Annotated in this window: 19 protein-coding genes; 11 read left to right on the forward strand and 8 right to left on the reverse strand. The window is 64.8% G+C overall.

The annotated features are described in order from the left end of the window. Positions 1-87 precede the first annotated feature (87 nt). Together glpK and ACTEK7_RS18550 are read left to right on the forward strand one after the other, a co-directional pair. A complete protein-coding gene (gene glpK / locus ACTEK7_RS18545; protein WP_225146380.1) occupies positions 88-1,593 on the forward strand; it encodes a glycerol kinase GlpK in 1,506 nt (501 codons plus the stop codon). A 268-nt stretch (positions 1,594-1,861) separates the two neighbouring features. Continuing rightward, positions 1,862-2,455, forward strand: a complete 594-nt coding sequence (locus ACTEK7_RS18550) for a GNAT family N-acetyltransferase (RefSeq protein WP_225146381.1) — start codon at positions 1,862-1,864, stop codon at positions 2,453-2,455. A gap of 130 nt (positions 2,456-2,585) precedes the next feature. Here the strand turns inward: ACTEK7_RS18550 and ACTEK7_RS18555 are convergent, their stop codons facing one another. Together ACTEK7_RS18555 and ACTEK7_RS18560 are read right to left on the reverse strand one after the other, a co-directional pair. Next, complete coding sequence (locus ACTEK7_RS18555) at positions 2,586-3,005, reverse strand: DUF6636 domain-containing protein (protein WP_225146382.1); 420 nt, start codon at positions 3,003-3,005, stop codon at positions 2,586-2,588. Between the two features lie 11 nt (positions 3,006-3,016). Beyond that, complete coding sequence (locus ACTEK7_RS18560; RefSeq protein WP_225146383.1) at positions 3,017-4,000, reverse strand: threonine/serine dehydratase; 984 nt, start codon at positions 3,998-4,000, stop codon at positions 3,017-3,019. A 27-nt stretch (positions 4,001-4,027) separates the two neighbouring features. Here ACTEK7_RS18560 and ACTEK7_RS18565 point away from each other — a divergent pair, with 27 nt between their 5' ends. Both ACTEK7_RS18565 and ACTEK7_RS18570 read left to right on the forward strand, forming a co-directional pair. Further along, a complete protein-coding gene (locus ACTEK7_RS18565; protein ID WP_036021541.1) occupies positions 4,028-4,330 on the forward strand; it encodes an ArsR/SmtB family transcription factor in 303 nt (100 codons plus the stop codon). A gap of 130 nt (positions 4,331-4,460) precedes the next feature. Beyond that, positions 4,461-5,090 (forward strand): glutathione S-transferase family protein, encoded by a 630-nt coding sequence (locus tag ACTEK7_RS18570; protein ID WP_225146384.1) that lies wholly within the window; start codon positions 4,461-4,463, stop codon positions 5,088-5,090. Between the two features lie 281 nt (positions 5,091-5,371). On the opposite strand, the gene metH is transcribed toward ACTEK7_RS18570, so the two are convergent. Together metH and metF are read right to left on the reverse strand one after the other, a co-directional pair. Continuing rightward, entirely contained in the window at positions 5,372-9,214 is a 3,843-nt protein-coding gene (gene metH / locus ACTEK7_RS18575; protein ID WP_225146385.1) for a methionine synthase, read from the reverse strand. Between the two features lie 6 nt (positions 9,215-9,220). After that, positions 9,221-10,141, reverse strand: a complete 921-nt coding sequence (gene metF / locus ACTEK7_RS18580; protein WP_225139323.1) for a methylenetetrahydrofolate reductase [NAD(P)H] — start codon at positions 10,139-10,141, stop codon at positions 9,221-9,223. A 374-nt stretch (positions 10,142-10,515) separates the two neighbouring features. Between metF and ACTEK7_RS18585 the strand changes: the two genes are divergently transcribed. After that, entirely contained in the window at positions 10,516-11,529 is a 1,014-nt protein-coding gene (locus tag ACTEK7_RS18585; RefSeq protein ID WP_225146386.1) for an LLM class flavin-dependent oxidoreductase, read from the forward strand. Positions 11,530-11,713: 184 nt separating this feature from the next. Here the strand turns inward: ACTEK7_RS18585 and ACTEK7_RS18590 are convergent, their stop codons facing one another. Both ACTEK7_RS18590 and ACTEK7_RS18595 read right to left on the reverse strand, forming a co-directional pair. Next, complete coding sequence (locus ACTEK7_RS18590) at positions 11,714-12,571, reverse strand: prephenate dehydratase (RefSeq protein WP_057028168.1); 858 nt, start codon at positions 12,569-12,571, stop codon at positions 11,714-11,716. 21 nt (positions 12,572-12,592) lie between these two features. Beyond that, positions 12,593-13,333 (reverse strand): 3-deoxy-manno-octulosonate cytidylyltransferase, encoded by a 741-nt coding sequence (locus ACTEK7_RS18595; protein ID WP_035998024.1) that lies wholly within the window; start codon positions 13,331-13,333, stop codon positions 12,593-12,595. 231 nt (positions 13,334-13,564) lie between these two features. Between ACTEK7_RS18595 and ACTEK7_RS18600 the strand changes: the two genes are divergently transcribed. From ACTEK7_RS18600 to ACTEK7_RS18625, 6 genes are all read left to right on the forward strand, one after another. After that, entirely contained in the window at positions 13,565-14,116 is a 552-nt protein-coding gene (locus tag ACTEK7_RS18600; protein WP_035998026.1) for a c-type cytochrome, read from the forward strand. 209 nt (positions 14,117-14,325) lie between these two features. Beyond that, a complete protein-coding gene (locus ACTEK7_RS18605) occupies positions 14,326-16,239 on the forward strand; it encodes an extracellular solute-binding protein (RefSeq protein WP_225146387.1) in 1,914 nt (637 codons plus the stop codon). A gap of 14 nt (positions 16,240-16,253) precedes the next feature. Further along, a complete protein-coding gene (locus ACTEK7_RS18610; protein ID WP_057028564.1) occupies positions 16,254-18,140 on the forward strand; it encodes an extracellular solute-binding protein in 1,887 nt (628 codons plus the stop codon). Positions 18,141-18,142: 2 nt separating this feature from the next. Continuing rightward, complete coding sequence (locus ACTEK7_RS18615; RefSeq protein ID WP_035998032.1) at positions 18,143-19,252, forward strand: microcin C ABC transporter permease YejB; 1,110 nt, start codon at positions 18,143-18,145, stop codon at positions 19,250-19,252. Further along, the gene (locus ACTEK7_RS18620; protein ID WP_035998035.1) at positions 19,252-20,430 is read left to right on the forward strand and encodes an ABC transporter permease; all 1,179 of its coding nucleotides are present in this window, start codon (positions 19,252-19,254) and stop codon (positions 20,428-20,430) included. Before ACTEK7_RS18615 ends, ACTEK7_RS18620 begins: the two co-directional genes overlap by 1 nt. Positions 20,431-20,434: 4 nt before the next feature. After that, a complete protein-coding gene (locus ACTEK7_RS18625) occupies positions 20,435-22,072 on the forward strand; it encodes an ABC transporter ATP-binding protein (RefSeq protein ID WP_225146388.1) in 1,638 nt (545 codons plus the stop codon). Between the two features lie 7 nt (positions 22,073-22,079). Here ACTEK7_RS18625 and ACTEK7_RS18630 read toward each other — a convergent pair whose 3' ends face one another. Both ACTEK7_RS18630 and ACTEK7_RS18635 read right to left on the reverse strand, forming a co-directional pair. Then, a complete protein-coding gene (locus ACTEK7_RS18630) occupies positions 22,080-22,934 on the reverse strand; it encodes a C40 family peptidase (RefSeq protein WP_109142425.1) in 855 nt (284 codons plus the stop codon). Beyond that, the gene (locus ACTEK7_RS18635; RefSeq protein WP_225146389.1) at positions 22,927-24,300 is read right to left on the reverse strand and encodes a leucyl aminopeptidase family protein; all 1,374 of its coding nucleotides are present in this window, start codon (positions 24,298-24,300) and stop codon (positions 22,927-22,929) included. The genes ACTEK7_RS18630 and ACTEK7_RS18635 overlap by 8 nt, the downstream gene beginning before the upstream one ends. Between the last annotated feature and the right edge of the window lie 261 nt (positions 24,301-24,561).

Here is a 24,561-nt window from a genome sequence, read left to right on the forward strand (position 1 = left end):
ACCTTGCCGCCCTAATCCGCTCCCTTTGGCGCGACACAATGACCCCTCCAGGGAAGACGCCCAAAGAAAACGCCAAGGTAAGCCGCCATGTCTTTTGTCCTCGCCATCGACCAGGGCACCACCTCCTCGCGCGCGATCGTGTTTCGCTCCGATATTTCCATTGCGGCGAAGGCGCAGGCCGAGTTTCCGCAGCACTTTCCGGCCTCCGGCTGGGTCGAGCACGAGCCGGAGGACATCTGGACCTCGACCGTGATGGTCTGCCGCGAGGCGATCGAGCACGCCGGCATCAGCGCAAAGGACATCGCCGCGATCGGCATCACCAACCAGCGCGAGACCACCGTGGTGTGGGACCGCGCCACCGGCCAGGCCGTGCACCGCGCCATTGTCTGGCAGGACCGCCGCACCGCCGACATCTGCGCCAAGCTCAAGGCAGAAGGCCGCGAGCCCGTGATCTCTGAGAAGACCGGCCTGATCATCGATCCCTATTTCTCCGGAACCAAAGTCGCCTGGATCCTCGACCACGTTCCCGGTGCGCGGGCCCGCGCCGCGCGCGGCGAATTGATGTTCGGCACCATCGATTGCTATCTGCTCTGGCGCCTTACCGGCGGCAAGGTGCACGCCACCGACGCCACCAACGCCTCGCGCACGCTGCTGTTCAACATCCACACTGGCGCGTGGGACGACGAGCTCCTGGAGATCATCGGCGTGCCACGCTCGATGCTGCCCGAGGTGAAGGATTCCTCCGCCCGCTTCGGCGAGAGCACGCCGGACCTGTTCGGCGGCCCGATCGTCATCGCCGGCATCGCCGGCGACCAGCAGGCCGCCACCATCGGCCAGGCCTGCTTCCGCCCGGGCATGATGAAGTCGACCTACGGCACCGGTTGTTTCGCGCTGCTCAACACCGGCACCACGCCGGTCGTCTCCAAGAACAAGCTGCTCACCACCGTCGCCTATCAGCTCGATGGCAAACGCACCTACGCGCTGGAAGGCTCGATCTTCGTCGCCGGCTCCGCCGTGCAATGGCTGCGCGACGGCCTCGGCATCATCAAGCATGCCGCCGAAACCGGACCGCTTGCCGATCAGTCGGACTCCATGCAGAGCGTCTACCTGGTCCCCGCCTTCGTCGGCATGGGCGCGCCCTATTGGAATCCGCGCGTCCGCGGCGCGCTGTTCGGCCTCACCCGCAACACCGGCCCCGCCGAGCTCGCCCATGCCGCGCTGGAAAGCGTCTGCTACCAGACCTTCGACCTCTGGGCCGCAATGCGCGCGGACTGGCCGAGCTCGGAAACCGTCAGCGTCGTGCTCCGCGTCGACGGCGGCATGACCGCCTCCGACTGGACCATGCAGCGTCTCGCCGATCTGCTGGATGCACCGGTCGACCGTCCCGTGATCCAGGAAACCACGGCGCTGGGTGCCGCCTACCTCGCCGGCCTCCAGGCGGGCGTCTATCCCGAGCCGACCAAATTCGCCGACAATTGGCGCCTCGAGCACCGCTTCAAGCCGAACATGAGCCAGGCCACGCGCGAGCGGAAGCTCGCCGGCTGGGCGCGCGCGGTAAAGGGCGTGCTGGCGAGCGACGAGGGGGAGGGGTAGCGGCAAATGTCGTAGCCCGGATGGAGCGCAGCGTAATCCGGGTCCGCTGTCGATGGTGGCACAAATCCCGGATTGCGCTGCGCTCCATCCGGGCTACACCACCGCCTCTACACCGTCATTGCGAGGAGCTCTTGCGACGAAGCAATCCAGACTGCCTCTGCGGAAAGATCCTGGATTGCTTCGCTGCGCTCGCAATGACGGAGTGTGGCGCTGCTGTGGTGCCTCCAACGGCGCCGCCCGCAACCGCTAACAAAAGAAGAAACGAAACATGATCGTCCCCGACGGCTATTCCGACGTCCCGAACGGCAAGATCGCCGCAATCGTCACCCATCTGGAGATGACTGCACCGCCCGCGAGCCGCGACGATCCGCCCGGCGCCTGGACCCTGCGCAAGGTCGATGCCCCCGCGCTTCCCTGGTACCGCGATCTCTTCCGCCGCGTCGGCGAGGGCTGGCTGTGGTTCTCGCGCGCCCGCATCACCGACGCCGAACTCGCCGCGATCATCCATGCGCCTGGAATCGAGGTCTATGCCCTCGTCCTCGACGGCCGCGACGAAGGCCTGCTCGAGCTCGACTTCCGCGAGCCCGGCCAGTGCGAACTGACCTATTTCGGCGTCACCGCTCCCCTGATCGGCACCGGCGCCGCCCGCTTCCTGATGAACCGCGCGCTGGAGCGCGCCTGGTCGCGCGACGTCCGCCGCGTCTGGGTTCACACCTGCACCTTCGATCATCCCTCCGCCGTCGCGTTCTATCAACGCTCCGGCTTTCGCCCCTTCCGCCGCCAGATCGAAGTGGCGGATGATCCGCGGCTTGATGGCACGGCGCCGCGCGATGCGGCGAAGCACGTGCCGATCATTGAATAGTGCGCGACTGCCTCCTCACCGTCATTGCGAGGAGCCCTTGCGACGAAGCAATCCAGAGTCCGCACGGAGAGATTCTGGATTGCTTCGCTGCGCTCGCAATGACGGGAGTCTGCGCTGCCGTTCTACGATCTCAAAACACCTCCTGCCTCCCCCGCGCCAGCGAAAATCCCCGCTGCATCGCGCTAAAGCACGTCAGCCCCGACTGCTCCGACCGGCAGGTAAATCCCCCGCGCTGCCACACTTCGCCATAGGCCAGAACCGGCAGCGAGGGGTCCATCACGGTGTCGCCGGCGCAGATGCGGCCGGCGGTGCCCTTCGCGCTCATCTCGAAGGCGGGGCCCCAGTCGAACTCGCAATCGGCTGGTCGGCGCGGGCGCGCGTCCGTGTTCATGATGTCGCAGCGGAGCACGCCCTGACCGTTGTCGGTGAAGAACTGGCAGGCGATGTTCTTCGACGGCGTCAGAAAGCCGATCGGGCGGTCCTGCGCGTGGGCGGCGCCGATCATCGGCAGCAGGATCGCCATCAGGACCAGTCCGCGCGGTCGCGTCATGTCATTCCCGCTCAGCTCTCGAAAGTCACCGCCGTCGTGTTTGCCCCGCAGACCAGAACTGCGACGCGCTCGGTAGGTGAGGGACGATAGCGGCCGGAGAGCACCGCGGCAAATGCAGCTGCGCCGCCGGGCTCGGCCACGAGGCGCAAGTGCGACCATAGCGCGGCCTGGGCCTGCCGGATTGCATCGTCGCTGACCAGAACGACGCGCTCGACATGGGCTCGCGCGACCGGAAACATCAGCTCGCCGACGCGTCGCGGCGCAAGGCTGTCGGCGGCGATGCCGCCGGCCGGCGCATCGACCGGCGCGCCCGCCTCGAACGCGGCATGCAGCGTTGGCGATTGCTCCGGCTCGACCGCAACGATGCGTGTCCTGCCGGCGTACCACGCCGCAATGCCGCCGATCAGCCCGCCGCCGCCGACCGCAACCAGCAGCGTGTCGATGCCGGGAGCATCCTGCTCCAGCTCCAACCCGACGCTGCCCTGGCCGAGCAGGGTTTCGGCCTGATCGAAGGCATGGACGGCCAGCGCGCCGGTCTTCGCGACATGCGCCTCGCTCGCGGTGAGCGCATCGGCGTAGCGGCTGCCCGCGATCACGAGCTTTGCGCCATAGGTCCTGATCCGCTCGGCCTTGGCCGGCGAGGTGATGTCGGGCACGAAGATCGTGGCGGGAATGCCGAGCCGCTGCGCCGCATAGGCCACGGCCGCGCCGTGATTGCCGCCGGACGCGGCGACGACACCGGACTGCGGCACCTGCCGCAGCAGCAGATTGGCAAAGGCGCCGCGCGCCTTGAACGATCCGGAATGCTGCAGCATCTCGAGCTTGAACGTGACGGGTGCTGCCGGCAGGCCGAAATCGGCGAGGTCGGCCTGAAGCAGCGGCGTGCGTCTGATATGTGGACGGATGACCGGCTCGGTCGCCGCGATCCGCTCCCGCGTGATGTCCATTGTCGCTGTCATGATGCCGTCCAGGATAGCCCAACTGAGAGTTGACATCAATTAGGTAATTAGCAAAATGGCTAAATGAAATTTGCCGTCGCCCTGCGCGCGCTCGCCAACGAACGCCGCCTGCAGATCCTGGAATGGCTGCGGGATCCGCGGAAGCATTTTCGCGAGCAGGAAGACGGCGACCTAGTCGAGGACGGCGTCTGCGGATTGCTGATCGCCGAAAAGCTCGGGGTCAGCGCGCCGACATTGAGCGAGCACATGCGGGTGCTGACGGCAGCCAAGCTGGTGCGCGCCAAGCGGATCAAGCAGTGGACGATGTACAAGCGCAACGAGACCGCCATTGCCGCGATCAAGCGCTCGATCCAGGACGGCCTTTGAGCGCAAGGCGGTCGCGGGTCGTTGCAGCCGGCGCAATGCTCCGTTTCCGAGATATTTGTTGCGCCGCGCCGAGCTGGTCGTGGAGACTGATCGGCCCTGTCGTGTTCAATGATCGAGAAGAGCGAGAACCATGTTCCTGATCGGCCAATATGATTCCCCCTTCGTCCGCCGCGTCGCGATTGCGCTGCGGCTCTACGGGCTCGCCTTCGAGCACAGGCCATGGTCGACCTTCGGCGATGCCGACAAGATCGCGCCGTACAATCCGCTCCGCCGCGTGCCGACGCTGGTGCTCGACGACGGCGAGGCCCTGATCGAGAGCATGATCATCCTCGATTATCTCGATGACCTCGTCGGCGCGGACAAGGCCATGCTGCCGCGCGGCGGCATCGAGCGGCGCAGGCATTTGCGCATCTGCGCGCTGGCTTCCGGTCTCGGCGACAAGGCGGTCAGCCTGCTCTACGAGCGCGTGCTGCGGAAGGAGCAGCTCGCGCTGTGGGTCGAGCGTTGCCAGGCGCAGATCGCGGACGTGCTAGAGGTACTCGAAGCCGAGCGCGCCAGGGTGACGACGCCGTACTGGCTGGGTGACCGCATCGGCCACGCAGACGTTGCCGTCGCCTGCGTCGTCCGCTTCACCCGCGAAGCGCATCCGCAGCTGTTCGATGCCGCGCGCTATCCGGCGCTCGCGGCCCATAGCGAGCGCTGCGAGGCGCTGGCCCCGTTCAACGAGATCGCGCAGCCGCTGTCCCCGCCGAAGGGGTGAAGCGCTCTGTCATTCCGGGGCGCGCGAAGCGCGAGCCCGGAATCCGTGCAGCGGATGATGTGGAGCAATGGATTCCGGGCTCGCGCCAAGAGGCGCGCCCCGGAATGACAGCGCGGGGCCTGGCGAGAGTATCGGACGGCCACCGCAGTCGATGATGCAATAATACCCCTGTTTTGCCCGACGCCGCAACCGTGTTTTCGGCAAGTCCGAAAACGTCAAGCCTTTCAACCCCATCGCTACTGTGCATGGGGTTGTTTTTCACGTTTGTGTTTCGGCGGCGTCTACCCCGCCCCCGCGCGCTTCTTCTGCCAGACCAAGTGCACCGCGCAGGTGCAGCCCGGCGGATGCGAGGCGAGGTCTTTCGGCATTTCGTCGTTCGCCGGCGTGGCGGCGAAGGGCTTGTCCTGCGAGGGGATGTAGTTCAGCACCGGCGCGAGCCAGCGCTCGGCTTCGGCCACGCTCATGCCCTTGCGCGCGGCGTAGTCCTCGACCTGGTCGCGCTCGATCTTGCCGACGCCGAAATAATAGCTTTCGGGGCTGGCAAAATAGAGCCCGGAGACGGACGAGCCCGGCCACATCGCAAAGCTCTCCGTCAGCTTCACCCCGGCGGTGGCTTCTGCGTCGAGCAGCTCGAACAGCGTCGCCTTCTCGGTGTGGTCGGGCTGGGCGGGATAGCCGGGCGCGGGGCGGATCCCGGAGTACTTCTCCAGGATCAGCTCCTCGTTGGAGAGCGCCTCGCTAGGTGCATAGGCCCAGAACTCGCGCCGCACGCGGGCGTGCATGCGTTCGGCGAAGGCCTCGGCGAGACGGTCGGCCAGCGCCTTGCACAGGATCGAGGAATAGTCGTCGTTGGCCATCTTGAAGCGGTCGGCGACTGCGTCCTCGCCGATCCCCGCGGTGACGACGAAGCCGCCGATGTAATCGGGCACACCGGCAGGCGCGATGAAGTCGGAGAGGGCAGCGTTGAAGCGGCCCTCGCGCTTCTCCAGCTGCTGGCGCAGCGTGTGTAGCGTCGCGATTGCCTTGGTCCTGTTATCGTCGGCATAGAGCACGATGTCGTCGCCTTGCGCGTTCGCCGGCCAGAAGCCGATCGTCGCCCGCGCCCGGAACCACTTCTCCTTGACGATCGTGTCGAGCATCTTGCGCGCATCGTCATAGAGCGAGCGCGCGACCTCGCCGACCTTGGCGTCGTCGAGGATGGCGGGGAAGCGTCCGGCGAGCTCCCAGGTCTGGAAGAACGGCGTCCAGTCGATATAGGGCACGAGCTCGGCGAGGTCGTAGTCGTCAAAGCTCCTAATACCGAGGAAAGTCGGCTTCACCGGCTTGCTCTTGGCAAAATCGACTGGCACGCGGTTGGCGCGCGCGTCAGCCAGCTTCAGCCGCTTCTTGTCGGCCTGCGCGCGCAGATGCGCCTCCGAGATCTTGGCGTATTCGGCCCGCACCTCGGCCGCATAGGCCTCGCGCTTCTCCGGCGAGAGCAGCGCGGAGGCGACGCCGACCGCGCGGCTGGCGTCGTTGACATGCACGACGGGACCGGCGCGATAGCTCGGGTCGATCTTGACGGCCGTATGCACGCGGCTGGTGGTGGCGCCGCCGATCAGCAGCGGCAGCCTCAAGCCCTCGCGCTGCAATTCGCCGGCGAAGAACGCCATCTCGTCGAGCGAGGGCGTGATCAGGCCGGACAGGCCGACGATGTCGGCCTTCTCGGCCTTCACGGTCTCGACGATCTTCGCCGCCGGCACCATCACGCCAAGGTCGATCACCTCGAAATTGTTGCACTGGAGCACGATGCCGACGATGTTCTTGCCGATGTCGTGGACGTCGCCCTTCACCGTCGCGAGCACGATCTTGCCGGCGGACGAGGAGCCCTCGGTGCCGATGCCGCTCGCAAGGTTGCGCGCCTTCTCCTCCTCCATGAACGGCATGAGGTAAGCGACGGCCTGCTTCATGACGCGGGCGGACTTCACCACCTGCGGCAGGAACATCTTGCCGTCGCCGAAGAGGTCGCCGACCACGTTCATGCCGGCCATCAGCGGGCCCTCGATGACGTCGAGCGGGCGCGAGGATTTCTTGCGGGCCTCCTCGGTGTCCTGCTCGATGAACTCGGTGATGCCGTGCACCAGCGAATGCGACAGCCGCTTCTCCACCGGCCATTCGCGCCAGGCGAGATCGGCTTCCTTGCTTTCCGTCTTCTTGCCGCGGAATTTCTCGGCGAGCGCGAGCAGCCGCTCGGAGGCGCCCGGATCGCGGTTGAGGACGACGTCCTCGCACACTTGCCGCAGCTCGGGATCGATGTCGTCATAGACGATCATCTGCCCGGCATTGACGATCCCCATATCCATGCCGGCCTTGATGGCGTGATACAGGAACACCGAGTGCATGGCCTCGCGCACCGGCTCGTTGCCGCGGAACGAGAACGACAAATTGGAGACGCCGCCCGAGACATGCGCGCCCGGCAGGTTCTGGCGGATCCAGCGCGTCGCCTCGATGAAGTCGACGCCGTAATTGTTGTGCTCCTCGAGGCCGGTCGCGATCGCGAAGATGTTCGGATCGAAGATGATGTCTTCCGGCGGGAAGCCGACCTTGTTCACCAGGATGTCGTAGGCGCGCTTGCAGATCTCGGTCTTGCGCGCGAACGTGTCGGCCTGGCCGACCTCGTCGAACGCCATCACGACAACGGCCGCGCCGTGGCGACGGGCGATCTTGGCCTCAAGGATGAACTTCTCCTCGCCTTCCTTCATCGAGATCGAGTTGACGACCGGCTTGCCCTGCACGCATTTCAGGCCGGCCTCGATCACCGAGAATTTCGAGGAATCGACCATGATGGGCACGCGCGCGACGTCGGGCTCGGCGGCGACGAGGTTGAGGAAGGTCACCATCGCCGCTTCGGAATCGAGCAGGCCCTCGTCCATGTTGACGTCGATGATCTGGGCCCCGTTCTCGACCTGATCGCGCGCGACCTGGAGCGCGGCGGTGTAGTCGCCAGCGGTGATCAGCTTGCGGAAGCGGGCCGAGCCGGTGACGTTGGTGCGCTCGCCGACATTGACGAAGGGAATCGCGTCCGTCAGCACGAACGGCTCGAGGCCGGAGAGCCGCAGGCGCGGGGTGATCTCCGGCACGATGCGCGGCTTGTGCGGCGCCACTGCGGCAGCAATCGCCGCGATATGGTCCGGGGTGGTGCCGCAGCAGCCGCCGACGATGTTGACGAGCCCGTCGCGCGCGAACTCGCCGATCAGCCGCGCCATGTATTCGGGCGTCTCGTCATACTGGCCGAACTCGTTCGGCAAGCCGGCATTGGGATAGGCGCAGACCAGCGTGTTGGCGACGCGGCCGATATCGGCGATATGCGCGCGCAGGTCTTCGGCGCCGAGCGCGCAGTTGAAGCCGATGGTAACGGGCTTGGCGTGCCGCACCGAATTCCAGAACGCTTCCGGCATCTGGCCCGACAGCAGGCGGCCGGACTTGTCGGTGATGGTGCCCGACACCATCACGGGAACGTCGATGCCGAGCTCTTCGGTGATCTCGGCGATCGCATAGAGCGCCGCCTTGGCGTTGAGCGTGTCGAAGATGGTCTCGACCAGCAGGAGATCGACGCCGCCGTCGATCAGGCCGCGGATCTGCTCGCCATAGGATTTTCGTAAGTCATCGAAGGTGACGGCGCGGTAACCGGGATTGGAAACGTCGGGCGAGATCGAGGCCGTGCGGTTGGTGGGGCCGATGGCGCCGGCGACGAAGCGCGGCTTGCTGTCCTCGGCTTCGACGCGCCGTGCGGCATTGCCGGCGAGGCGGGCGCCTTCACGCGCCATCTCGTAGACGATGTCGGTGAGGTCGTAATCGGCCTGCGCGATCGAGGTCGTCGAGAACGTGTTGGTCGCGACGATGTCGGCGCCGGCGCGCAAATAGGCGGCGTGGATGTCCTCGATCGCCTGCGGCTGCGTCAGGATCAACAAATCGTTGTTGCCGCGCAGGTCGCGATGGAAGTTCTTGAAGCGCTCGCCGCGGAAGGCGGCTTCATCGAGCTGGAGGTTCTGGATCATCGTGCCCATGGCGCCGTCGAGCACCAGGATGCGCTCGCGCGCGGCGTTCAGAAGGGCAGTTCGCTTCGGAGAGACGGTCACGGTCATGTTCTCTTACGCCGCCTTCTGCGCGCTCTTGGCGCGAATGCCGAGCAAATGGCTGATCGCGAACACGAGATCGGCGCGGTTCATGGTGTAGAAATGGAAGGTGTCGACGCCGTGCTTGGCGAGCTTCTGCACCTGGCCGGCCGCAACGGTCGCGGCCACCAGCTTGCGCGTTTCGGCATCGTCATCGAGCCCTTCGAACTTCGCCGCGAACCAGTCGGGCACTGTGGTGCCGGCACGGGTCACGAAATTGCGCGCCTGCTTGAAGTTGTGCATGGGCATGATGCCCGGCACTACGGGGATGTCGATGCCGCGCGCACGCACGCGGTCGAGATAGCGGAAGTAGAGATCGTTGTCGAAGAACACCTGCGTGATCGCGCGCGTCGCGCCCGCATCGACCTTCGCCTTGAGCGTGTCGATATCGGCATCGAAGTCGCGCGCTTCGGGGTGCTTCTCGGGGTAGGCAGAGACCGAGACCTCGATGTCGCCGTGCCGCTTCTTGATGCCGGCGACGAGCTCGGCCGAGCTCTGATAACCCTCGGGATGGCTCGAATAGGGCGTGCCGATGCCGCCGACGGGATCGCCGCGCAAGGCCACGATGTGGCGGACGCCGACCTCGTGATAACGGTCGACGATCTCGTCGATCTCGCCGCGCGAAGCACCGACGCAGGTCAGGTGCGCCGCCGGCAGCAGCGCGGTCTCTTTCAGGATGCGCGTGATGGTCGAATGGGTGCGCTCGCGGGTCGAGCCGCCGGCGCCATAGGTCACCGAGACGAACTTCGGCTCGAGCGGGGCCAGCCGGTTGATGGTCTCCCAGAGATTGCGCTCCATCTCTTCCGTCTTCGGCGGAAAGAACTCGAAGGAGATCGCGGGCCGCTTCAGGTGCCTGTCCTGCCGGTCGGCTGTCGCAGGCGTCGTCAGGTCAGTCATGGCGCCACTCACTCCAATGTCAGGCCGGCAATCGGGGTCTAGCCTCGGAGAGCTAAAATACGGCAAAGGCCCCTTGATCGACAGCCCATCATGCATGGGAAGTTGCCCATTCAGGTGCAGTTAGACGGGTCATTCTTGCGAATCATGTTTTGGGTGGGAAGCGCGCTGCATGACATAATGTGTTGAATTTTCAGATATTATCTCTCGTGAGCCATCTTTTATGAACGATTTTCTTGGTGGGCAGATCAGAATCGTCTGCAAAGTAGCGGCGGTTGTCCCAACTCCAGCCGCTGGCGTGCCAGCCCGTCCGTACACGTCAGGCCTGCGCAGCCTGCCCATTGTCGCCGCGACCGCCTCGATTACGTTAAGCCGCGATGATCCCGCTCTCCGTCCTCGACCTCTCCGTCGTCACATCAGGCACCAAGCCCGCCGCGGCGCTGCGCAACAGCATCGATTTGGCGCGTCACGTCGATGGCCTCGGCTATGTCCGCTACTGGCTCGCCGAGCATCACAATCTCGCCTCCGTCGCGAGCCCCGCGCCCGACCTGATGATCGGCCAGATCGCGGCGGTGACGAAGCACCTCCGCGTCGGTTCCGGCGGGGTGATGCTGCCCAACCATGCGCCGCTGGTCATCGCTGAGCGCTTCAAGATGCTGGAGGCGCTATTTCCGGGCCGGATCGATCTCGGTCTCGGCCGCGCGCCGGGCACCGATGGTGCGACGGCTTACGCGCTCAGGAGCCGGCTCGACCGCCGCGAGGGCGACGATTTCCTGGAGCGGCTGCACGAGTTGATCCTGTGGGAGACGCGCGAATTCCCCGCGGGGCACCCCTACAACAACGTCGTCGCAATGCCCGACGACACCAGACTGCCGCCTATCTGGCTGCTCGGCTCCAGCGATTATTCCTCGGAATTGGCCGCCCAGGTCGGCATGGGCTTCGCCTTCGCCCATCATTTCGCGTCCCACGACGCGATCGATGCGATGGTGCATTACCGCAATCGCTTTCAACCCTCGGCCTGGCGTGCGAGCCCACATGCCATTCTCGCGGTCGCCGTCATTGCGGCCGATACCGACGAGGAGGCCGAAAGGCTCGCCTCGTCCTTCGACCTCAACCGTCTTCGCCGCGACCGCGGTCAATATCTGCCGCTGCCGAGCGTCGAGGAGGCGATGGCCTATCCGTATACGGACGCCGAGCGCACCTCGATCCTGCGCAACCGCTCGCGCCTGTTCGTCGGCAGTCCCGCGACGGTGCAGAAGAAGCTGCAGCCGCTGATCTACGCAAGCAAGCCGGACGAGCTGATGGTGATCACGGCGGTGTATGAGCACGCAGCGCGAAAGAAGTCGTATTCGCTGCTGGCGGAGGCGTTCGGGCTCAGAGCGGCGGGGTAGCTTACCCTCCCCAGGGGGGCGCGATCGCGCGCAGCGCGAGCGGGGTGGGGTGATCTCTCCACTCGGGCAGTATTCGACGTGGAGAGACCGTCACCCACCCCGCTACGCATCGCGCTGCGCTCCATGGGGAGCGACCCACGGGCGAGCTGCGCTCTCCCGGACCCCTCCAGGGGAGGGTGAGGGATCAATCCTGCACTTCGCTGAACGTGGCGCGGAACGGATGGCCCGGATATACGCCGACAATGCGGAATTCGCGCGAGAAAAATTTCAGCTCCTCGATGGCGAAGGCGAGGCCCTTGTCATCGGGATGGCCGTCGACGTCGGCATAGAACTGCGTAGCGAAGAAATTGCCGTCGACCATGTAGCTCTCGAGCTTGGTCATGTTGACGCCGTTGGTGGCGAAGCCGCCGAGCGCCTTGTAGAGCGCCGCCGGCAAATTGCGCACCCGGAAAACAAAAGTCGTGACGAGCGGCCCGGCGCCTTGGGGAGCCCATTTCGGCTCGCGCGCCAGTACCACGAAGCGCGTGGTGTTGTGGGCCTCGTCCTCGATGTCCTCGGCGAGGATGTCGAGACCGTAGATCTTTGCAGCAAGGCGCGAGGCGATCGCGGCCACCGTCTTGTCCTTGCGCTCCGAGATGTCGCGGGCGCTGCCGGCGGTATCGGCATGCACGATCGGCTTGATGCCGAGCTTGCGGATGATGCGCCGGCACTGGCCGAGCGCATGCACATGGCTCTCGACGCTCTTGATGTCTTCGAGCTTGGTGCCCTTCACGGCCATCAGCTGATGCCGGACCGGCAGAAACCATTCGCCGACGATGAAGAGGCCGGACGCCGGCAGGAGGTGATGGATGTCGGCGACGCGGCCGGCGACCGAATTCTCGATCGGGATCATGCCGAGATCGGCCTCGCCCGACGAGATCGCCGACAGCGCGTCTTCGAATGTGGCGCAGGGCATCGGTTCGGCGTCGGGATAGGCCTCGACGATGGCGATGTGGGAATTGGCGCCAGGCTCGCCCTGGAATGCGATCTTCATCTTGCTCATGCTCGGCCTTGTAGCAGCGGCTCAGGATTTGGAAAGGATGCTGCGCGCGGTCTCGAGGTCCGCCGGCGTATCGACCCCGCGGGGCACGGTGTCGACGATGGTGAAATCGATGCGCATTCCGGCCTCAAGCGCCCGGAGCTGCTCGAGCTTCTCCTGCAATTCCAGCGGAGACGGCGGAAGAGAGACGTAGCGCTCCAGCGCGGCGCGGCGAAAGGCATAGAGGCCGATATGGTGATAACGCGGTCCGTCGCCGGTCGGGGCGGTCGCGCGGGTGAAATAAAGTGCGCGCATCCGCCTGCCGCCAACCGAGGTTCCGATCGCCTTCACCACGCTTGGGGCGAGATCCTCTTCCTCGGTGTGGATCCGCGAGGCCAGCGTCGCGATGTCCACGGCCGGGTCTTGCAGCGGCGGCAGCACCTCGCGGATGTTGTCGATCGTGATGGTCGGGAAATCCCCCTGGACATTGACCACGATCTCGGCCTTGCCCTCGGGATCGAGCTTCTGCATGGCCTCGTGGATGCGGTCGGAGCCGGAGGGGTGGTCGCCGCGGGTCATCACGGCCTCGCCGCCATGGGCGGTCACGACCGAGGCGATCTCGTCGGTGTCGGTGGCCACCGCGACCCTGCCGATTGCGGCGGCCTCGGCACGGCGCAGCACATGCACGATCATCGGCAATCCCGCGATATCGGCGAGCGGCTTGCCGGGCAGGCGGGTGGCGGCCATGCGAGCCGGGATCAGCACCAGGATGCGGGGATCGATCATCGGGTTCAAAGGTCTGAGGTCAAGAGCCTGAAAACGGAGCGTTTTCCGCACCGGGACATGGGATGGGGACGGGCCTGAAGCCGGGTCGCTTATACGGGTTGCCAGACCCCGGGCAAACCGATATCTCAATGGCAAAACTCGGGGAAACAATAAGGAACGTTTGATTCTCCGAGGCTCGTCCTGCGGCCATCCGGGCCGCTGTTTCCTTCTTGCGGTGGGGCCTGGCCGGAAATGGACTCTTTCGAACTCAACAAGATTCTCGGCGCCGTGTTCGGCACCTGTCTCTTCCTGCTGGTGACGAGCTTCACCGCGAGCGCGCTGTTCTCTCCCAAGATGCCGGAAAAGCCGGGCTTCGAGATCGCGGTCAAGCAAGATGCCGGCTCCGGCAAGGAGGGCGCCGCCGCCGCACCGTCCGAACCGATCGAAAAGCTGCTCCAAACCGCCTCCGTCGAGAAGGGCGCCGCGGCCGCCAAGAAGTGTGGCGCCTGCCACACCTTCGAGAAGGGCGGCCCGAACCGGGTCGGTCCGAACCTCTATGGCGTCGTTGGCGAGCCCAAGGGCCAGGGCCGTGGTGGCTTCAACTTCTCGGCAGCCATCAAGGCTAAGGGTGGCAACTGGAGCTTCGACGACCTCAACAAGTTCCTCGCCAATCCGAAGGGCTTCATTCCGGGCACCGCGATGGGCTTTGCCGGTGTTGCCAAGGATTCCGAGCGTGCCGATATCATCGCCTATCTGAATTCGCAGTCGGAGAAACCTCAGCCGCTGCCGACGGCGTCAAAATAAGGTCCCAAGAACCGGCGCTCGAATACGGCCAGGCTGAAAAGTCTGGCCGTTTCCTTATCCGGGCCTCGCGGCGACGTTATCGGGGCGTTTGGCCGCATCCGATAGGCCGGCCGGGCTTCCAAGATGAGGAAAAAGCAACATATTCGGTCGAAACCTCGCCTATATTGGGAACTTAAAGGAGTAGCCTCCTTCAAGACAGGGATGTTGATTTGGCCATTACCCGACGCGATCTCCTGCTCACCGGCACTGCAGCCGCAGCGCTTCCAGCCCTTGGCTCCCTCGCGGGCGTTCCCGTCGGCGTGGCGCATGCGCAATCCGCAACTGAGCTGCCTTCCGGCGGGTTGCCTTGGCGCCACGCGCTGTCGCTGTTCGGAAAGGTCAAGTACCCCGCCGACTTCAAGCGCTTCGACTACGTCAATCCGGACGCCCCCAAAGGCGGTGTCGCGCGCCAGATCGCCGTCGGCACGTTCGACAATTTCAACATCGTTGTCTCGGGCGTGAAGGGCCAGGTCGCTGGTGCCGTCGCGTTCATCTATGAATCGCTCCTGACGCAGTCGCTCGACGAGGTCTCGACCGAATACGGCGCGCTGGCCGAAGCGGTCAGCCATCCCGACGATTTTTCCTTCGTCACCTATCGCCTGCGCCCGCAGGCGAAATGGCATGACGGCAAGCCTGTTACGCCGGAGGACGTGATCTTCTCGCTCGATTCCTTCAAGAAGAACCATCCGATGTACTCGGCCTATTACAGCCATGTGGTGAAGGCCGAGAAGGTCGGCGAGCGTGACGTGAAGTTCGTGTTCGACGCACCCGGCAACCGCGAGCTGCCGCTGATCGTGGGACAGCTGATCGTCCTTCCGAAACATTGGTGGGACGGGACGGACGCGCAGGGCCGCAAGCGCGACATCTCCACCACCACGCTGGAAGTGCCGCTCGGCTCGGGCCCTTACAAGGTCAAGGAATTCGTCGCAGGACGCTCGATCGCGCTGGAGCGCGTCAAGGACTATTGGGGCCGCGATCTTCCCATCAATGTGGGCCGCAATAATTTCGATGAGCTGCGCTACGAATATTTTCGCGACGGCACCGTTGCGATCGAGGCCTTCAAGGCCGACCAGGTCGATTGGCGCACCGAGAACAGCGCGAAGAGTTGGGCGACCGCCTATGATTTCCCGGCCGTGACCGAAAAGCGGGTGATCCTCGAGGAATTCGTCAATCGCAGCTCGGGCGTGATGCAGGCCTTCGTGCCGAACCTGCGCCGCGCCAAGTTCAGCGATCCGCGCGTGCGTCGTGCGCTCAACTACGCGTTCGACTTCGAGGAGATGAACAAGCAGATCTTCTACGGCCAGTACAAGCGCATCAGCAGCTATTTCGACGGCATCGAGGAGCTGATGGCAACGGGGTTGCCGCAGGGTAAGGAGCTCGAAATTCTCGAGACCGTCCGCGCCCAGGTACCGCCCGAGGTCTTCACGACGCCCTACACCAATCCTGTCGGGGGTAATCCGGAGGCGGTGCGCGACAATTTGCGTGAGGCGCTGCGCCTGTTCAAGGAAGCCGGCTACGAGGTGCGAGATCGCAAGCTGGTCGACGTCAAGACCGGTGCGCAGTTCTCGCTGGAATTGCTCAACTCGGATCCCAGCTTCGAACGAATTACGCTGTTCTACAAGCCGTCGCTGGAGCGGCTCGGCATTGCGGTGAGCGTTCGGACGGTCGATCCGACCCAGTATGAGAACAGGACGCGCGAGTGGGACTTCGACATCGTGACGAACTCCTGGGGCGAGTCGCAATCGCCGGGCAACGAGCAGCGCGAGTTCTGGTCCTCCAAATCGGCCGACATCGCCGGGTCGCGCAACATCGCCGGTATCAAGAATCCGGCCGTGGACAAGCTGATCGAGCGGGTGATCTACGCCACTGATCGCGACGATCTCGTCGCGGCCACCAAGGCCCTCGACCGCGTGTTGCTGTGGAATCACTACGTCGTGCCGCAATGGACCTACAACAAGGTGCGCACCGCGCGCTGGGATCGCTTCGGCCGGCCGACGGAATTGCCCAGGTATGGTCTGTCCGGCTTCCCGTTCATCTGGTGGTACGACGCAGACAAGGCGGCACGGATCGCAAAGAAATCGTGAAGGACAATCCCCGCATGACGCAGATGTCACGCCGCCATGTGCTGGTCCTGGGTGTTGGCGGCGCCCTCGGGGCGTCCGTCGGCGCGCCGCTGCTGCGCAGCGCGCGAGCATCGGAAGCGGCGACCGAGGCGCACGGCATGTCGGCATTCGGCGATCTCAAATATCCCGCCGACTTCCGTCATTTCGATTACGTCAATGTCGACGCGCCGAAAGGCGGCACGTTCTCGCTGATCCCGTCGGTGCGGGCCTACAATCAGTCCTACCAGACCTTCAACTCGCTCAACGCGTTCATCCTGAAAGGCGACGGCGCACAAGGTATGGGTATGACGTTCTCGCCGCTGATGATCCGCGCAGCTGACGAGCCCGACGCAATGTACGGGTTGGCGGCCAAATCCGTGCAGATATCGCCGGACAAGCTGGTCTACCGCTTCGCGATGCGACCCGAGGCGAAATTCCACGACGGGACCAGGCTCACTGCCCACGATGCAGCCTATTCGCTGACGACTCTGAAGACCAAGGGGCATCCGCTGATCACCGTGCAGATGCGCGACATGGTCAGTGCCGAAGCCCTCGACGATGCGACGCTCGTCGTCACCTTCGCCAAGGGGCGTGCACGCGACGTGCCGCTCTATGTCGCCAGCCTGCCGATCTTCTCGAAGGCGTACTACGCCTCCCGCCCGTTCGATGAATCGTCGCTGGAGATTCCGCTCGGCTCGGGCCCGTACAGGGTCGGCAGGTTCGAGGTCAATCGCTACATCGAGTTCGAGCGCGTGAAGGACTGGTGGGCCGCTGATCTGCCGCCCTGCCGCGGCAGCTATAATTTCGATGTCGTCCGCTATGAATTCTATCGCGACCGCGACGTCGCCTTCGAGGGCTTTACCGGCAAGAGCTATCTTTATCGCGAGGAGTTCACTTCGCGCATCTGGGCGACGCGCTATGACTTCCCCGCGGTGAAGGAAGGCCGAGTCAAGATGGAGGTCGTGCCCGACGATACGCCCTCCGGTGCGCAAGGCTGGTTCATCAATACGCGGCGCGACAAATTCAAAGACCCCCGCGTGCGCGAGGCCCTGATCAACGCTTTCGATTTCGAATGGACCAACAAGACAATCATGTACGGCGCTTACGCTCGTACGGTGTCGCCGTTCCAGAACTCGGACCTGATGGCCGGCAATGCGCCGCCTTCGCCGGAAGAGCTGAAGCTGCTGGAGCCGTTTCGCGGCCAGGTTCCTGACGAGGTGTTCGCGGCGCCGTTCACGCCGCCGGCCTCCGACGGCTCCGGACAGGACCGCAGCCTGCTCCGCAAGGCGCAGCAATTGCTGACCGAGGCCGGCGTGCCCATCAAGGACGGCAAGCGGGTGCTGCCGAACGGCGAATTGTTCAAGATCGAGTTCCTGCTGGATGAGCCCTCGTTCCAGCCGCACCACGCGCCTTACATCAAGAATCTCGCGACGCTCGGCATCGAAGCGAGCGTGCGCCTCGTCGATGCCGTACAGCACAAAGCCCGGCAGGAAGATTTCGATTTCGACATGACCATCCAGCGCTTCAGCATGTCGGCGACGCCAGGCGATGCCATGCGCGCGTTCTTCTCCTCGCAGGTCGCAAACACCAAGGGCTCGTACAATCTGGCTGGCGTCGCCAGTCCGGCGATCGACGCCATGATCGAGAAGATCATGGCGGCCGACAGCCGCGAAGACCTGACCGTCGCCTGCCGCGCCTTCGATCGCCTGTTCCGCGCCGGCCGGTATTGGGTGCCGCAATGGTACAACAAGACGCACCGGCTGGCTTATTGGGATCAGTTCGGACATCCGCCGAAGCTGCCGCGCTATGCCAACGGCGTCGGCGCGCCCGACATCTGGTGGTATGAGCCCGCCAAGGCGGCCAAGCTCGAGCAGGCAAAATAGCCATGAGCGCCTATATCGCCCGCCGCCTCCTGCTAATGATTCCGACCCTGCTTGGGATCCTCTTCGTGTCCTTCGTCGTGGTGCAATTCGCGCCGGGCGGCCCGGTTGAACGCGTGATCGCGCAGCTCTCGGGCGCCGACACCGGCGGCACCTCGCGCATATCGGGCGGCAGCGATTTTGCGCAGCGCGCGCCGGGGCAGGTCGGTGCGGGCGGCGATTCCGTCAACTCGAAATATCGCGGCGCGCAGGGCCTCGACCCCGATTTCATCAAGAAGCTGGAAGTGCAGTTCGGCTTCGACAAGCCCGCGCCGGAACGCTTCCTGCTGATGGTGTGGAACTTCGCCCGCTTCGATTTCGGCAAGAGCTATTTTCGCGACGTCAGCGTTCTGCAGCTCATCAAGGAAAAGCTGCCGGTCTCGATCTCGCTTGGCCTCTGGCTAACACTTCTGACCTACCTGATCTCGATCCCGCTCGGCATTCGCAAGGCCGTGAACGACGGGGCGCGCTTCGACACCTGGACCTCGACGGTGCTCGTGCTCGGCTATGCCATCCCCGGTTTTCTGTTCGCCATTCTCCTCATCATCCTGTTTGCCGGCGGCTCCTTCTTCAACTGGTTCCCGCTGCGCGGACTGACCTCGGACGGCTGGTCGCAGTTTCCCTGGTATTGGAAGATCATCGATTATTTCTGGCATCTGACGTTGCCGCTGATCGCCATGGGGCTAGGTGCCTTCACCACCATGACGTTCCTGACCAAGAACTCGTTCCTGGATGAGATCCGCAAGCAATACGTCATGACCGCCCGCGCCAAGGGCTGCAGCGAGAACCGGGTGCTCTATGGCCACGTCTTCCGCAACGCGATGCTGATCGTGATCGCCGGCTTCCCCGGCACTTTCATCCACGCCTTCTTTTCCGGCTCGCTGCTGATCGAGACCATCTTCTCGCTGGACGGGCTCGGACTGCTCAGCTTCGAGAGCGTGCTCAATCGCGACTATCCCGTGGTGTTCGGCACGCTCTACATCTTCTCGCTGGTCGGCCTCGTGATCAACCTGATCTCCGACTTGACCTATATGTGGATCGACCCCCGGATCGATTTCGAAGCGCGGGAGGTCTGATGACGATCACCGCGCCGACGCCGATTGAGACCACAGCGAAGTCGCCGCTCGGCGATGCCGTTCCGATCACGGGCAAGCCGTTCGCTCCATCGCCGCTTAACCGGCGGCGGTGGCAGAACTTTAAGGCGAACCACCGCGGCTACTGGTCCTTCTGGATCTTCATCGGCCTGTTCGTGATCTCGCTGTTCGCCGAGCTGATCGCGAACGATCGGCCCTTCCTGATCAAGTTCGACGGTCGGCTATATTGGCCGGCCTTCGTGACCTATTCGGAGACGACGTTCGGCGGCGATTTCGAGACGGCGGCCGATTACCGCGACCCGTACTTGCAGAAGCTGATCAAGGACAAGGGCGGCAGCGTCGTCTGGCCGCTGATCCGTTACTCCTATGACACTCACAATCTCGATCTGCCGACGCCGGCGCCGTCGCCGCCGACCTGGATGCTGACGGAGAAGCAGTGCAAGCCGGTGGTGGAGAAGAAGGGACTGAAGAGCTGCCGCGATCTCGAATACAATTGGCTCGGCACCGACGATCAGGGCCGCGACGTGGTGGCGCGGCTGATCTACGGCTTCCGCATCTCGGTGCTGTTCGGCCTTTGCCTCACCATCGTTTCGTCGGTCATCGGCATCGCGGCGGGTGCGGTGCAGGGCTATTTCGGCGGTTGGGTCGATCTGATCTTCCAGCGTTTCATCGAGATCTGGACCGCGATTCCATCGCTGTATCTTCTCCTGATCCTGTCCTCGGTGCTGGTGCCCGGTTTCTTCGTGCTACTCGGCATCTTGCTGCTGTTCTCCTGGGTCTCGCTGGTTGGCCTCGTGCGGGCCGAATTCCTGCGCGGGCGCAATTTCGAATACGTCCAGGCGGCACGTGCGCTCGGCGTCTCCAATCCTCTGATCATGTTCCGCCACCTGCTGCCTAACGCGATGGTCGCGACCATGACGTTCCTGCCGTTCATCGTTTCGAGCTCGGTGATGACGCTGACGGCGCTCGATTTCCTCGGCTTCGGCCTGCCACCGGGATCGCCCTCGCTCGGCGAATTGCTCTCGCAGGCCAAGGCCAATGTGCAGGCACCGTGGCTCGGCTTCTCCGGCTTCTTCTCGGTCGCGATCATGCTCTCGCTGTTGATCTTCATCGGTGAAGCCGTGCGCGACGCCTTCGACCCGCGCAAGACGTTCAGGTAAGGCCATGGATGCGATCAACCAGCCCCTGCTCGCCGTTCGCGACCTCTCGGTGGCCTTTCACCAGGGCGGCGCCACCACGCTTGCGGTCGACAAGGTCTCGTTCCAGATCAAGCGCGGCGAATGCGTGGCGCTGGTCGGCGAATCCGGCTCCGGCAAATCGGTCAGCGCGCTCTCGGTCCTGAAGCTGCTGCCGTATCCGAATGCCTCCCATCCGTCCGGCAGCATCCGCTTCAAGGGCCAGGAGTTGATCGACCAGTCCGAGCAGCAGATGCGGGAGATCAGGGGCAGCGACATCTCCATCATCTTCCAGGAGCCGATGACCTCGCTCAATCCGCTGCACACGATCGAGGCGCAGATCGGCGAGATCATCCAGCTGCACAATCCGACCAGCAATGCGCAGGCCCGCAAGCGGACGCTGGAGCTCTTGACCCAGGTCGGCATTCCCGATCCAGAGACGCGGCTGAACAGCTATCCGCACCAGCTCTCCGGCGGCCAGCGCCAGCGCGTGATGATCGCGATGGCGCTCGCCAACGAGCCGGATCTTCTGATCGCGGACGAGCCGACCACGGCGCTCGACGTCACGGTGCAGGCGCAGATCCTGGCGCTGCTCGCCGAGATCCGCGCGCGGCTCGGCATGAGCCTGCTGTTCATCACCCACGATCTCGGCATCGTGCGCCGGATCGCCGACATCGTCTGTGTCATGAAGGGCGGCGTGATCGTCGAGCAGGGTCCGGTCGAGCAGGTCTTCAAGACCCCGAAACATCCCTATACACGCGACCTGCTCGCGGCGGAGCCCAAGCCCGATCCGGCGCCGCCGCAGCCGAATGCGCCGGTGGTGATGTCGGCCAATGACCTAAAAGTCTGGTTCCCGATCAAGCGCGGCCTGATGCGCAAAACGGTCGGTCACATCAAGGCGGTCGATGGGGTCAGTGTCGCCGTACGCAAGGGCGAGACGCTCGGCGTGGTCGGCGAATCCGGCTCGGGCAAGACCACGCTGGGGCTGGCGCTGCTGCGGCTGATCTCCTCGAACGGACGCATCGTGTTCTTAGGGAACGACATCCAGGGCCTGCGCTTCAAGGAGATGCGTCCCTTCCGGCGCGACATGCAGATCGTGTTTCAGGATCCGTTCGGCTCGCTCTCACCGCGCATGTCGGTCGCCGACATCATCGCCGAGGGCCTGTCCGTGCATCAGCCGGCGCTCTCGCGCGAGGAACGCGAGGCGCGCGTGGTCAAGGCACTCGAGGATGTCGGACTCAATCCGGAGACGCGCTTCCGCTATCCGCACGAATTCTCCGGCGGCCAGCGTCAGCGCATCTCGATCGCGCGCGCGATCGTGCTGGAGCCTGATTTCGTCGTGCTGGACGAGCCGACCAGCGCGCTCGACATGCTGTTCCAGGCGCAGATGGTCGATCTGTTGCGCGAGCTCCAGCGCAAGCGCGAGCTCACCTACATGTTCATTTCGCACGATTTGCGTGTCGTCGCCTCGCTCGCCAGCCACCTCATCGTGATGCGCGGCGGCAAGGTGGTCGAGGAGGGGCAGGCGGCCGAATTGTTCAGGAATCCGAAGACGGATTATACCCGAGCGCTGTTCGCGGCCGCGTTCCGGCTGGAGACGGCCGGGAACGGGGCGGTGGCGACGTAGCGCTCCGTCAGAGCCGCTTGATCGCGACGACCTCGCTGCCAGCCGCCTTGATCCGCGCGATCGCCGGCTCGATCGGCTCGATCACCGTTGCCATGTGATGCGCATTGGCGTGAACCATGGTGGTGGCGTCGCGCACGATGGCGACATGACCTTTCCAGAAGATCAGATCGCCGCGCTGCGAGCTGCTCCGCTCGTGCGGCTCCAGCGTGCGGCCGAGACCGGCGAGCTGCATGTCGCTGTCGCGCGGGCAGCCGATCCCGGCTGATGTCAGCGAGACCTGGACGAGGCCGGAGCAATCGATGCCAAAGCTGCTCTTGCCGCCCCAGAGATAGGGCGTGCCGACGAAGCGCTCGGCCACCGCGACGAAATCCGGCTCGCGATGATCGAGCGGGATGAGATGCGTTCTCGGCAGATATCTGCCGTCGTGCGTCACGGCGAAGCTGCCGTCCTCGCGCGCCACGGCAAGCTTCGATCCCATCACGAGCGTGTCGGCCGGCGGCAGCTTGATCGAGGGGCCGGGGAACGCAAACGTCCGCAGTGCGCCGACCAAGTGCGTTGCGGCAGCCGACGGTTTTGCGAGCGCCGCATCCGGGAGCCAGCCGACATAGCCATCGCTACTGAGCTGGCCCCAGGCCCAACCCTCGCCGTTGCGGTCGTAGATGGTGACGCGTTCGCCGCGCAGCGCTTCGGTCATCAACGTCGCGTTCGAGGACGGCTGCTCGCGTATGGGCGCGATCGGCTCGACGACCTCGAACTCGTCACCCTCGACGAAGCGCTGCGCCTCGACCTTGCCTTCGAGATATTTGGCGGCAAGGTCGCCCCGCGCCGGCGTCAGCCTCGGGTCGTGTCCTGGATCAGGCATAGCGCTCGCTCAGCAGTGCGTAGATGGCGCGTGCGGCCTGGCATTCGCCGCCCTCGGGCCGCGCCGGCTTCGCCGACGGCGTCCAGCCATAGATGTCGACATGGAGCCAGCTCTTGGCGTGCTCGACGAAGCGTTGCAGGAACAGCGCGCAGGTGATCGAGCCGGCGAAACCGCCCGAGGGTGCATTGGTGATGGTGGCGGTCTTGGAGTCCAGCCAGGCATCGTAAGGCGGCCACAGCGGCATGCGCCACAACGGATCGTTCTCCCTCATCGCGCAGCGCGCGAGGTCGGCAGCCAGCGTCTCATCATGGGTGTAGAAGGGCGGCAGATCCGGCCCCAGTGCGACGCGGGCCGCGCCGGTCAGCGTGCCCAGGTCGATCAGCAGATCGGGCTTCTCCTCATCGGCCAGCGCCAGCGCGTCGGCGAGAACGAGGCGGCCTTCGGCGTCGGTATTGCCGATCTCGACGGTGATCCCTTTGCGCGAGGTGAAGATATCGAGCGGACGGAAGGCATTGCCCGCGACGGCGTTCTCCACCGCCGGGATCAGCACGCGCAGCCGCACCTTCAGCTTCGCATCCATCACCATGCGCGCCAGCGCCAGCACGTTGGCGGCGCCGCCCATGTCCTTCTTCATGATCAGCATGCCGCTCGACGGCTTCAGGTCGAGCCCGCCGGTGTCGAAACAGACGCCCTTGCCGACCAGCGTCACCTTGGGATGATCAGGATCGCCCCAGATGATGTCGATCAGCCGTGGCGCGCGGCTGGAGGCCATGCCGACGGCGTGGATCAGCGGAAAGTTCTTCGCCAGCTCCTCGCCGACGGTGCAGGAAAAGCTCGCGCCGAACTCGGCGGCGAGCGCTTGCGCGGCCGCGGCGAGCTCATCCGGGCCCATGTCGTTGGACGGCGTGTTGATGAGGTCGCGCGCGAGCATTGCCGCATCGGCAATCCGCTCGATCTCGGCCGCGTCGACACTGTCAGGCGGCACCAGCCGGATCTCGGGGCGATCTGCCTTGCGGTAGCGGGCAAAGCGGTAGCAACCCAATGCGAAGGCGAGCGCGGCCAGCCGCGCATCGTGCGGTGCATTGGCAAACCGATAGGTGCCGGGCGGCAAGAGGCCGGGCAGGGCGCCGGGCCGAAACAGGTCGCGCGATCTTGCATCCTCTTCCTCGAGCCCGAACAGCACCTGCGCAATGGTGCCGTCGTTCGCGGGCAGCGCCAGATAGCTGCCCGGCTTGGCGGCGAAGGCGCTGGCACGCGCGAACTGGCGTCGCGCCGGCGGCAGCGTTTCGGCGACCTGATCCCAGCTCGATTTGGTGACGAAGGTGATCGGGGTGGCGGTGGATGACGTCTCGAAGACAGAAGGCATTGGCGGGTCCGGATCGTCAGTTCAGGCGAGTCATGCGAACGGACGAGACTTCGCAGAGTTTGGCCGCCGCTGCAATCGGCTTTGCCGTCACCGTTCAGCGAGCCGCTACTCGCCGCAAGGTGGGCATGCGGTTCGATGCGCTCGACGAGATCCGCGAGCGGCTTGCCATCGAGTATCGACCGGGCGCGACGAAACCGTCCGCGGACAAATCTCGTATCTCACGCCGAGAGCTGCCGTTCGCAACGCCACGGCCCCAGGGCT

Source organism: Bradyrhizobium sp. JHI2711 (genome assembly GCF_056156565.1).

What these genes read in the sequence shown, in the direction of transcription:
- ACTEK7_RS18590 (WP_057028168.1), bottom strand. Translation starts at nt 12,571, where the DNA reads ATGAGCAAGATGAAGATCGCATTCCAGGGCGAGCCTGGCGCCAATTCC.
- ACTEK7_RS18635 (WP_225146389.1), bottom strand. Translation starts at nt 24,300, where the DNA reads ATGCCTTCTGTCTTCGAGACGTCATCCACCGCCACCCCGATCACCTTC.
- ACTEK7_RS18615 (WP_035998032.1), top strand. Translation starts at nt 18,143, where the DNA reads ATGAGCGCCTATATCGCCCGCCGCCTCCTGCTAATGATTCCGACCCTG.
- ACTEK7_RS18630 (WP_109142425.1), bottom strand. Translation starts at nt 22,934, where the DNA reads ATGCCTGATCCAGGACACGACCCGAGGCTGACGCCGGCGCGGGGCGAC.
- ACTEK7_RS18570 (WP_225146384.1), top strand. Translation starts at nt 4,461, where the DNA reads ATGTTCCTGATCGGCCAATATGATTCCCCCTTCGTCCGCCGCGTCGCG.
- ACTEK7_RS18550 (WP_225146381.1), top strand. Translation starts at nt 1,862, where the DNA reads ATGATCGTCCCCGACGGCTATTCCGACGTCCCGAACGGCAAGATCGCC.
- ACTEK7_RS18620 (WP_035998035.1), top strand. Translation starts at nt 19,252, where the DNA reads ATGACGATCACCGCGCCGACGCCGATTGAGACCACAGCGAAGTCGCCG.
- ACTEK7_RS18600 (WP_035998026.1), top strand. Translation starts at nt 13,565, where the DNA reads ATGGACTCTTTCGAACTCAACAAGATTCTCGGCGCCGTGTTCGGCACC.
- glpK (WP_225146380.1), top strand. Translation starts at nt 88, where the DNA reads ATGTCTTTTGTCCTCGCCATCGACCAGGGCACCACCTCCTCGCGCGCG.
- ACTEK7_RS18565 (WP_036021541.1), top strand. Translation starts at nt 4,028, where the DNA reads ATGAAATTTGCCGTCGCCCTGCGCGCGCTCGCCAACGAACGCCGCCTG.
- metF (WP_225139323.1), bottom strand. Translation starts at nt 10,141, where the DNA reads ATGACTGACCTGACGACGCCTGCGACAGCCGACCGGCAGGACAGGCAC.
- metH (WP_225146385.1), bottom strand. Translation starts at nt 9,214, where the DNA reads ATGACCGTGACCGTCTCTCCGAAGCGAACTGCCCTTCTGAACGCCGCG.
- ACTEK7_RS18595 (WP_035998024.1), bottom strand. Translation starts at nt 13,333, where the DNA reads ATGATCGATCCCCGCATCCTGGTGCTGATCCCGGCTCGCATGGCCGCC.
- ACTEK7_RS18610 (WP_057028564.1), top strand. Translation starts at nt 16,254, where the DNA reads ATGACGCAGATGTCACGCCGCCATGTGCTGGTCCTGGGTGTTGGCGGC.
- ACTEK7_RS18625 (WP_225146388.1), top strand. Translation starts at nt 20,435, where the DNA reads ATGGATGCGATCAACCAGCCCCTGCTCGCCGTTCGCGACCTCTCGGTG.
- ACTEK7_RS18555 (WP_225146382.1), bottom strand. Translation starts at nt 3,005, where the DNA reads ATGACGCGACCGCGCGGACTGGTCCTGATGGCGATCCTGCTGCCGATG.
- ACTEK7_RS18560 (WP_225146383.1), bottom strand. Translation starts at nt 4,000, where the DNA reads ATGTCAACTCTCAGTTGGGCTATCCTGGACGGCATCATGACAGCGACA.
- ACTEK7_RS18585 (WP_225146386.1), top strand. Translation starts at nt 10,516, where the DNA reads ATGATCCCGCTCTCCGTCCTCGACCTCTCCGTCGTCACATCAGGCACC.